This window comes from Pseudomonas sp. 05N434 (assembly GCF_056396965.1).
Genome location: NZ_JBFTMK010000211.1, coordinates 1 through 9,337, shown reverse-complemented (window position 1 = coordinate 9,337; position 9,337 = coordinate 1). Strand labels below are relative to the sequence as shown.

The 9,337-nt window shown below is 62.1% G+C and carries 9 protein-coding genes; 2 read left to right on the top strand and 7 right to left on the bottom strand.

From position 1 onward, the window contains the following. The first annotated feature begins 81 nt into the window (after nucleotides 1-81). Together AC1DLB_RS15000 and AC1DLB_RS14995 are read left to right on the top strand one after the other, a co-directional pair. The gene (locus AC1DLB_RS15000) at nucleotides 82-1,209 is read left to right on the top strand and encodes an acyl-CoA dehydrogenase (protein ID WP_477785200.1); all 1,128 of its coding nucleotides are present in this window, start codon (nucleotides 82-84) and stop codon (nucleotides 1,207-1,209) included. 30 nt (nucleotides 1,210-1,239) lie between these two features. Further along, nucleotides 1,240-2,013: an enoyl-CoA hydratase gene (locus tag AC1DLB_RS14995; protein WP_019649661.1), complete on the top strand. Its 774-nt coding sequence runs from the start codon at nucleotides 1,240-1,242 to the stop codon at nucleotides 2,011-2,013. 108 nt (nucleotides 2,014-2,121) lie between these two features. Here the strand turns inward: AC1DLB_RS14995 and AC1DLB_RS14990 are convergent, their stop codons facing one another. The 7 genes from AC1DLB_RS14990 to AC1DLB_RS14960 all read right to left on the bottom strand — a co-directional run. Then, nucleotides 2,122-3,273 carry an acyl-CoA dehydrogenase family protein gene (locus AC1DLB_RS14990; RefSeq protein WP_477785199.1) on the bottom strand — a complete coding sequence of 384 codons (1,152 nt, stop codon included), beginning with the start codon at nucleotides 3,271-3,273 and terminating at the stop codon, nucleotides 2,122-2,124. Nucleotides 3,274-3,276: 3 nt separating this feature from the next. Next, nucleotides 3,277-4,383 carry an enoyl-CoA hydratase/isomerase family protein gene (locus AC1DLB_RS14985; protein ID WP_477743127.1) on the bottom strand — a complete coding sequence of 369 codons (1,107 nt, stop codon included), beginning with the start codon at nucleotides 4,381-4,383 and terminating at the stop codon, nucleotides 3,277-3,279. A gap of 345 nt (nucleotides 4,384-4,728) precedes the next feature. Continuing rightward, nucleotides 4,729-5,424, bottom strand: coding sequence for an HPP family protein (locus tag AC1DLB_RS14980; RefSeq protein WP_477743126.1), 696 nt, complete (start codon nucleotides 5,422-5,424; stop codon nucleotides 4,729-4,731). A 160-nt stretch (nucleotides 5,425-5,584) separates the two neighbouring features. Beyond that, nucleotides 5,585-6,763: an MFS transporter gene (locus AC1DLB_RS14975; RefSeq protein WP_477743125.1), complete on the bottom strand. Its 1,179-nt coding sequence runs from the start codon at nucleotides 6,761-6,763 to the stop codon at nucleotides 5,585-5,587. A 55-nt stretch (nucleotides 6,764-6,818) separates the two neighbouring features. Further along, a complete protein-coding gene (locus AC1DLB_RS14970; RefSeq protein ID WP_477785201.1) occupies nucleotides 6,819-7,865 on the bottom strand; it encodes an MmgE/PrpD family protein in 1,047 nt (348 codons plus the stop codon). A 14-nt stretch (nucleotides 7,866-7,879) separates the two neighbouring features. Further along, the gene (locus AC1DLB_RS14965) at nucleotides 7,880-8,767 is read right to left on the bottom strand and encodes a polysaccharide deacetylase family protein (protein WP_477785198.1); all 888 of its coding nucleotides are present in this window, start codon (nucleotides 8,765-8,767) and stop codon (nucleotides 7,880-7,882) included. Next, nucleotides 8,760-9,337 (bottom strand): polysaccharide deacetylase family protein (locus AC1DLB_RS14960; protein WP_477785197.1); only part of this gene is annotated, 578 nt, incomplete at its 5' end. The genes AC1DLB_RS14965 and AC1DLB_RS14960, both read right to left, overlap by 8 nt.

Here is a 9,337-nt window from a genome sequence, read left to right as displayed (position 1 = left end):
CCGCGGCCCAACGGGGGCAAGCCCCCTCGCCACAAGGCTCCCACAGGTCTTGCGTTTCAACTTGAATTTTAAGGACTTGGCATGATCCCCAACGACGAACAACTTCAGATCAGCGACGCGGCCCGGCAGTTTGCCCAGGAACGGCTGAAACCGTTCGCCGCCGAATGGGACCGCGAACATCGCTTCCCCAAGGAAGCCATCAGCGAGATGGCTGACCTGGGCTTCTTCGGCATGCTGGTGCCGGAGCAGTGGGGCGGTTGTGACACCGGATACCTGGCTTACGCCATGGCCCTGGAAGAAATCGCTGCCGGCGACGGCGCCTGCTCGACCATCATGAGCGTGCACAACTCGGTGGGTTGCGTGCCGATCCTCAAGTTCGGCAACGACGACCAGAAAGAACGTTTCCTCAAACCGCTGGCCGGCGGCGCGATGCTCGGTGCGTTTGCGCTGACCGAACCGCAAGCCGGCTCCGATGCCAGCAGCCTGAAAACCCGTGCCCGGCTGGAAGGCGATCACTACGTGCTCAACGGCTGCAAGCAGTTCATCACTTCCGGGCAAAACGCCGGGGTGGTGATTGTGTTTGCGGTGACTGACCCGAGTGCCGGCAAACGCGGGATCACCGCGCTGATCGTGCCCACCGATTCGCCGGGCTATAAAGTCGCGCGGGTCGAAGACAAGCTCGGTCAACATGCCTCCGATACCTGCCAGATCCTCTTCGAGGATGTGAAAGTGCYGGTGGCCAATCGACTGGGTGAGGAGGGCGAAGGTTACAAGATCGCCCTGGCTAACCTCGAAGGCGGACGTGTCGGCATCGCCTCGCAATCGGTGGGCATGGCCCGCGCCGCATTCGAAGCGGCCCGCGACTACGCCCGCGAACGCGAGAGCTTCGGCAAGCCGATCATCGAGCACCAGGCGGTAGCGTTCCGCCTGGCCGACATGGCCACCCAGATCGCCGTGGCCCGGCAGATGGTGCATTACGCGGCGGCATTGCGCGACAGCGGCAAACCGGCGCTGGTCGAAGCGTCGATGGCAAAACTGTTCGCCTCGGAAATGGCCGAAAAGGTTTGTTCCTCGGCGTTGCAAACCCTTGGCGGTTACGGTTACCTGAACGACTTCCCGCTGGAGCGTATCTACCGCGACGTGCGGGTGTGCCAGATCTACGAAGGCACCAGCGACATTCAGCGCATGGTCATTTCGCGCAATCTTTGAGAAGGAGTCCCGTCTGTGAGCAATAAAGAGCTGAACTACGAAACGATTTTGCTGGAAACCCACGGCCGTGTCGGCCTGATCACCCTCAACCGTCCGCAAGCCTTGAACGCGTTGAATGCCCAAATCGTCAGTGAACTGAACCACGCCCTCGATGGCCTGGAAGCCGATTCGAACATCGGTTGCATCGTGCTGACCGGCTCGAAAAAAGCCTTCGCCGCCGGTGCCGACATCAAGGAAATGGCCGAGCTGACCTACCCGCAGATCTACCTCGACGACCTGTTCAGCGACAGCGATCGCGTGGCCAACCGCCGCAAGCCGATCATTGCCGCGGTCAACGGTTTCGCCTTGGGCGGTGGCTGTGAACTGGCGCTGATGTGCGACTTCATCCTGGCCGGCGACAATGCAAAGTTCGGCCAACCGGAAATCAACCTCGGCGTCTTGCCGGGCATGGGCGGCACCCAGCGCCTGACCCGCGCCGTGGGCAAGGCCAAGGCCATGGAAATGTGCTTGAGCGGGCGCTTGATCGATGCGGTGGAAGCCGAGCGTTGCGGGATCGTGGCGCGCATCGTGCCGGCGGATGATCTGGTGGACGAAGCGCTGAAAGTCGCGGCGCTGATTGCGAAGAAATCACTGCCGATTGCGATGATGATCAAGGAAAGCGTCAACCGCGCCTTTGAAGTCAGCCTGTCGGAAGGCGTGCGTTTTGAACGCCGGGTATTCCATGCGGCGTTTGCCACGCAGGATCAGAAGGAAGGGATGGCGGCGTTTATTGCCAAGCGTGAGGCCGAATTCCAAGGCAAGTGATGTAGCGTTCTCACGGACGTATTCGCGGGCAAGTCGGATCGCCGCACCGCTCGCGCCTACAGAGGATATGCATTCCCCTGTAGGAGCGAGGCTTGCCCGCGAAGCTTTTTAGATCAGGTAGTTCTTGAGTTCCCGGGCAATCACCATCCGCTGTATCTCGCTCGACCCTTCATAAATCTGCGTGATCCGCGCATCCCGGTAGTAACGCTCCACCGGGTAGTCMTCCAGATACCCATACCCGCCATGAATCTGAATCGCCGACGAGCAGACTTTCTCCGCGATCTCCGAGGCAAACAGCTTGGCCTGTGAAGCCTCCGACAGGCACGGCTTGCCGGCACTGCGCAAGCGCGCGGCGTGCAGGATCAACAGGCGCGCGGCGTTCAGTCGGGTCTGCATGTCGGCCAGCATATTGGCGATGCTCTGGTGTTCGATGATCGGCTTGTCGAACTGCACCCGATCCCGCGCGTAAGCCAGCGCCGCTTCGAACGCCGCACGGGCGATGCCCAGGGCTTGCGCAGCGATGCCGATACGGCCGCCTTCGAGGTTGGAGAGGGCGATGGCCAGGCCTTTGCCGCGTTCACCCAGCAAATTGGCTTCAGGGACGGTGCAGTTGTTCAGGGTGACGGCGCAGGTGTCGGAAGCGCGGATGCCCATCTTGTGTTCACTGCGGTCGACGATGAACCCCGCTGTTTCGGTCGGCACCAGGAATGCCGAGATGCCACGCTTGCCCAACTCCGGATCAGTCACGGCGAAAACGATTGCCAGCTTCGCCCGTTTGCCGTTGCTGACGAATTGCTTGGCGCCGTTGATCACCCACTGGCCGTCGCGCAGTTCGGCGCGGGTGCGCAGGTTATGGGCTTCGGAACCGGCTTGCGGTTCGGTCAGGCAGAAGCAACCGATGGCCTGGCCGCTGGCGAGGTCCAGCAGCCATTGCTGTTTTTGCTCTTCGGTGCCGTAATTCAGCACCGGCCCGCAGCCCACGGAGTTGTGGATGCTCATCAGCGCGCCGGTGGCGCCGTCACCGGCGGAAATCTCTTCCACCGCCAGCGCGTAGGCCACGTAGTCGACATAGGTGCCGCCCCATTCCTCGGGCACCACCATGCCCAGCAGCCCCAGTTCCCCCATCTTTGCCACCAGACCGTCATCGATCCAGCCGGCCTTTTCCCAGGCTTGTGCGTGGGGCGCGATTTCGCCGCGGGCAAAATCCCGGGCCATGTCGCGGATCATCACTTGTTCTTCGCTCAATTCGATATCGTGCATGGCTCAGCTCCCGCTCTGGTCAAACCCGGTGAAAAAACTCGCGACGTGCTCGGCGTCCAGCGCCTGCAAGGTCGGCGGGTTCCAGCGCGGGTTCTTGTCTTTGTCGATCAGCAAGGCGCGCACGCCTTCGATCAGGTCGCCACGTTCGAACCACTGGCGATCCAGGTGCAGTTCGAGGGCGAAGCACTGCTCCAGGCTCAGGTGCCGACCGCGCCGCAGCATTTCCAGGGTCACGCCCATGGCCAGCGGTGAACGGCTTTCCAGCAAGTCGGCGGTGGCCATGGCCCACTCATGGCTGTCGGCGACGGTCACTGCACGCAGTTGTTCCACCATACTCGGCACATCGGGCAGGGCGAAGAAGTGGTCGATGACCGGCCGCAGCGCCGCCAGCGGCGCTACCGGCAGTTGCTGCACGGCGAGTTTCGCCAGCGCGCCTTGCAGGTCCTTGAGCGGGGTGTCGTGCCATTCCAGATGGTCGAGTCGCTCGTCCAGCTCGCCCAGTCTGGCGCTCTCCAGATACCAGTCGGCCAGGCCGCAATAGAGCGCATCGGCGGCGCGGATCTGCACCCCGCTGACGCCGAGATAGATGCCCAGCTCACCGGGAATGCGCGGCAGGAAGTAGCTGCCGCCGACGTCCGGGAAATAACCGATGGCCACTTCCGGCATCGCCAGACGGCTACGCTCGGTGACCACCCGCAAATCGGCGCCTTGCACCAGCCCCATGCCGCCGCCCAGGACAAAGCCGTCCATCAAGGCCAGGACCGGTTTGCGGTAGTGATGGATCGTGAGGTCGAGGGCGTATTCCTCGACGAAGAAATCTTCGTGCAGCGTGTCGCCGCTTTTGAAGCTGTCGTACAGCGAGCGGATATCGCCGCCGGCACAGAAGGCTTTCTCGCCAGCACCGCGCAACACTACCGCATGCACCTGCGGATCCTGTGCCCAGGCATCGAGTTGCTGTTGCAGGCTGCGGACCATGTCCAGGGTAATGGCGTTGAGGCCGGCGGGGCGGTTGAGGGTCAGGTGACCGATGTGATTGCGAACCTCGGCCAACACTTCGTTTTGCGTGGCATCCATGGACGGTGTCCCCGGGGATGAAACCTGAGCAGTCATCACTAACTCCCTGCTTTTATTGTTCTTTATTGAGAAGCTCGCGCGCGAGCGATGCAGGATCGTAACAGTGCAAATTTGCCCTGTACAACCGAGATACGTGCAGGTTCTTTCTGCATTTTTACCTTAGTGCAAAATCAAAAGATCGCAGCCTTCGGCAGCCTGACTCCGTTTTGAATCAACCTTGAATTTGTGGCGAGGGGGCTTGTCGGATCGCCGCACCGTCCCGTTCGACTGCGCAGCAGCCGCAGATAAGGGCAATGAGGTATGCCTGGAAAAACTCGTTAGCAGGTTTTGGGGCCGCTTCGCGACCCAACGGGGGCAAGCCCCCTCGCCACAAAGATGCCTTCAGGTTCTGCTGCTCAGCACTTCACCGATACTGCGGCGCTTGGCATGCAATTCACTGGCATGAATCAACTGCTCGAGGTCTTCAGGGGTGACGTCGTAAAAGGCCTCCATGTCGGCGAGTGCCCGTCGCAGATCTTCGGCGGTGATCGCCTGGCTGTCGGCCGCGGGCATTAGCGGGGCCGGTTCGGCGGGACGCTTGGGGTAACGAATGCGCGTGAAGTTGTTGTACGCCAACGCGCTGAGCAGCATCGTCGAGCCACTGAGCATTACCGGGCCGAGGGCTTTCCAGTCCATGGCGATGGTCGTCGGGTCTGCCAGCACCATCAGCAGCGCCAGCGCCCCGGCGGGTGGGTGCAGGCAACGCAGCCAGCACATCAGAATCAGCGCCATGCCCGCCGCGAGGCAGGCGCTGCCGAGGGTGCGGCCGAGTACGTGAGCGACCAGCAGCGAGATCACCCCCGCGCAAAGGTAACCGCCAAGAATCGACCACGGCTGGGCCAGCGCACCCGAGGACACGGCGAACAGTAATACCGCCGACGCGCCCAACGGACCTATCAGATGCAGCGCCACGTCGATGCCGAACACCTGGCCGCACAACCAGACACTGAACATCGTCCCCATGGCCATGCCGATGGCGGCACGGCTCCATTCGGAGGGGCGGGTGTTGATGGCGGCGGGCAACCAGTGAGCGAGCATGACGAACATCGATCCTTTGACAAAAACCAGGGCAAAAAAAAGGCTTGTCCGGATACCCGGAAAGCCCTTGAAGTGGTTCCAACTATTGGGGGAGGAACGGCGCACAGTGTGCCGGTCATTACCGATACTGACAAATTCATATTAATGCAGCTTCAATGCATTATTTTTGCAGTATCGCGACGCGTCGACCGCTCATGAAACAGAGAAAACCACCCATCGCCGTCAACGCGCTCAGGGCGTAGAACATGGTGGGCGCGGGCATGTGCATCAGCAAGAAGCCGCAGATCACCGGGCTCAGCGCACCACCGAGGGCTGCGAGGTTCTGCGCGCCGTAGTAGCTGCCACGCAGTTCTTCCGGGGCCAGGGTGTCGACGAAGAGGAATTCGGCCGGGTATATGATCATTTCGCCGAGGGTGAAAATGAACATTGCGATGCACCAGCTCACCAGGCTGTCGGCCAGGCTGAAACCGATCAAGCCGAGGATGAACAGGCTGCTGCCGCCGACAATCCAGTAACGCAGTTGTTCGCGTTTGAGAAACCGGCCGATCTGGTATTGCAGCAGGATCACGCTGATGGCGTTGCAGGCGAGCAGGGCGGCCATGGTTTCCAGCGCTCGTTTGGAGTCGTGGGTCACCAGCAGGTATTGCGACAGGTACAAGGTAAAACGACCGTGGACCACGGTGCTGAGCAGGCAGCCGCAGGTGAACATGATCAGCGTGCGGTCGTTTTTCAGGGTGACCAGGGTTTTGAGAAAGCTTTGGGGCTGGCCGATGGCGGATGTCTGGGCCGGGTCCTTGGGAATGCCGCTCATCAGGAAAATGCTGAAGAACGCGATGCCGCCGGCGATCAGGAACGGCGCAATCGGGTACACGCCAGCGATCACCACGCCGAGCATCGGGCCGGTGGCGTAGCCGATGTTGGTCAGGGTGTAGCGCAGCGAAAAAGCCTTGGCGCGTTGGCCCATGGGCAGGTTGTCGCTGAGAATCGCCTTGGACCCGATCAGAAACAGCGCCGAGGCGGTTTCGGTGATCACCAGGGTCGCGGTGGTCAGGTAGAGGTTTTCGGCAAAGGTCAGCAGCACGAAGCCGATGGCACTGGAGAGCATGGCCAGGATCAACAGCCGACGCTTTTCGAGGCGGTCGATGATGTAACCACCATAGAGCGCGAGCAGGGTGGCGATGAACACCGCAATCCCGAGCAGCAGGCCGACGTCCTGTTGGTTGAGGCCGAGCTTGGTGCTCAGGAACAGCGTGAGCAACGGGCTGGTGATGGCGCGACTGACGACGATGGTCAGCGAGCAGATCATCAGCCGGCGGATAACGAGGGAGTAAGTGGCCACGATGGGGCAAATGTCCTTATTCAGATTCTGTGGTGTTCGACGCGCAACGCCAGGCTCAACTCAGCCACCGATCAAGCGCCCGAACCGACTCCAGTTCTTCCAGCCGCCACAACTGCTCCAGCAGCTCTTTTGCCTGCTGTAGCGGTATCACCCGCTCGGCCAGGCTGAAGAATTTCTCCTCCAGCGCCCCATCACTCAGCGGATTGYCCGGCGCCCCCAACGGCACCTCAACGCACAGGCTTGCTTGCCGACCGTCCACGGTCCGCACGCTGACCATAGGCTCGCCATCCTCGGACAGTTGCGGGTCGACTTCAAGGCGAATACGCGACATCCAGTGCGCAATCCGCGGGTGGCGGCGCTGTTCATCGTCGTAGGCTTCCAATCGGCAATGCCCATGGAGCAGCCGGGCCGCCAGGGCATAACGCAGGCTCATCTGCGCCGCCGGCAACGTGCTGACGTCCTGGCCACCGCACATGTCTTGAAGGAATCCGCACAGCGATACCTGAACGTCCTCGACCTGCTCGGCGCTGACCTGCAATTGATCGAGCAACAGGCCCAATGCGTCGATCGCCGAATGGGTCCCACGGCAAGCCGCATAGGGCTTGATCGAGCAGCGCGCGAGTTTCCATACGTGGCCCAGTTCGGCGTCCAACGCCTCGGGCGCGGCGTTATGGGCCGAGTAACTGCCGCAGGCTTCGAGCACCCGACGGCCGATTTCGTAGCCGATCACCACCGCAGTGATCAGTTCGCGGCCGTCTACTGGCTTCGTTGACATCGACAGCGCCGCCATCACCGCCGGCAGCACCACCGCGCCGGAATGGTCGCAGCCGCCGGTATCGTCCAGCTCCAGGGCATGCGCGGCGATACCGTTGAGCATGGCGGCTTGCGCCGCGCCGACTCGTTGATCGGTGCCCCAGACCAACGTGCTGCCGGCTTCCCCCTTGAACACCTGATGCGCCTGTCTGGCGACATCGCTGCCGGCCCCGGCCAGGGCTGCGCCGAAGGTGTCGAGAATGTGCCGCTTGGCCTGCTCCACCAACGCGGCGGGTAAATCTTCGAAGCGCGTATCGACGCAGAACTGCGCCAACCGCTCCATCCGCATGCCCGCCTGATCTTTCATACGCCGTAATCCCGATAATGCCGCTCATATACAGCCGCCGGATGATCCTCGGTCACTGGCGCCGCCGACTCTGCCCACCACTGAGCCACTTCGGCACCGGTGGCGATCCACACGTCATCGTGCTGCTGAATGCTTTGCAGCAACTCGCGCAACACGCCGATCCGCCCTGGCGTGGCGATGATTTCCGGGTGCAGCCGCAGCACGTAACACAAGCCGAACCGGTGAAACCCGGCGAAGTCCATCYTCAGATTGCCAAGGGTGTGGCTGTAAGAGGCGATGCGCGATTGCGCCGGTGGCACCGCCGGGCTGAGGTTGAAGGCGAAATAGGGCTCGTCCTCCAGTTCGTAGTGCAACGGCAGTTCGATCACCTCGGGCGCCGTCGGGTGAGCGAAGGGCAAATCATCGCCGCGCCATGACGAGGACCAACGGATACCGTGCTCGCGCAACGCCTCGATGAAGCCGGGTGCGCCATTGCCGGCGGGAATGCGAAAGCCTGTCGGACGCTGACCGGTCAGCGCGCTCAAGGCCGCGCAGCCCTTGGCGATTTCGGCGCTTTGCTCGGCCAGAGTCAGGTGGTCGTAGTGCTGATGGCGGTAGCCGGCGCAGGCAATCTCGTGCCCGCCGGCCTGGATCGCCCGGAGGTGTTGCGGGTTTTCCTCGGCAACGATGCCGGGCACGAACCAGCTGCTGGAAACCCCCAGTTCTGCGAACACGCCAAGCAAACGCTCGACCCCGCGCTGGGTGCCGTAGCGCCACACCGACAAGGTCTTGTCGCGCCCGGCGACTTCCGGCGCCTGGGTGAGGATGCCGTGGATGTCGTTGTAATCGACGGTCAGCACCACGGCGCAGCGGTAGCCGTTGGGCCAGACAATGGAATCAGCCATGGTGATGCTCCTTCAGCCACCAGTGGGCGACATCGCGGCAGGTGGCGAACCACACGTCATCGCGTTGGCGCATGTGTTCGAAGAGTTTTTCCAGTAACAGGATGCGGCCCGGTTTGCCGGTGATCTTGGGATGGAACAGGGTGGTCAGGCACAGCCCTTCAGCCATGGCGCCATCGAACTCGCGGCACCAGTTATCGAGGGTCAGTTCGTAGCTGGCGGTTCGGTCCAGCCCGGAAGGGAAGTCCGGTGCGCGGGTGTAGGCGAGGGAGGCGTAGTCGTCCATTTCCCAGCGGCCGGGGATTTCCACCAGTGGTGTATCGAAGCCCGGCACCTTGACCAGGTAGGGCCGGTCATCGCCGCGCATGCTGCTGGAATAGGTCACACCGGCTTCCACCAGCATGGCCGGCGTTTCGGCCCGCCAGTCGCCGGACGGCGTGCGGAAACCTTCAGCGCGGATGTTCAGGTACTTCCAGAACACCTCGCGGGATTTGTGCATCACGTCCTTCTGCTGCTCCAGCGTCAGGGCGTAAAAAGATTCGTGTTTGTAGCCGTGATAGGCCACCTCATGCC

Coding starts and splice junctions, on each gene's coding strand:
- AC1DLB_RS14985 (WP_477743127.1), bottom strand. CDS start 4,383: ATGACTGCTCAGGTTTCATCCCCGGGGACACCGTCCATGGATGCCACG.
- AC1DLB_RS14980 (WP_477743126.1), bottom strand. CDS start 5,424: ATGCTCGCTCACTGGTTGCCCGCCGCCATCAACACCCGCCCCTCCGAA.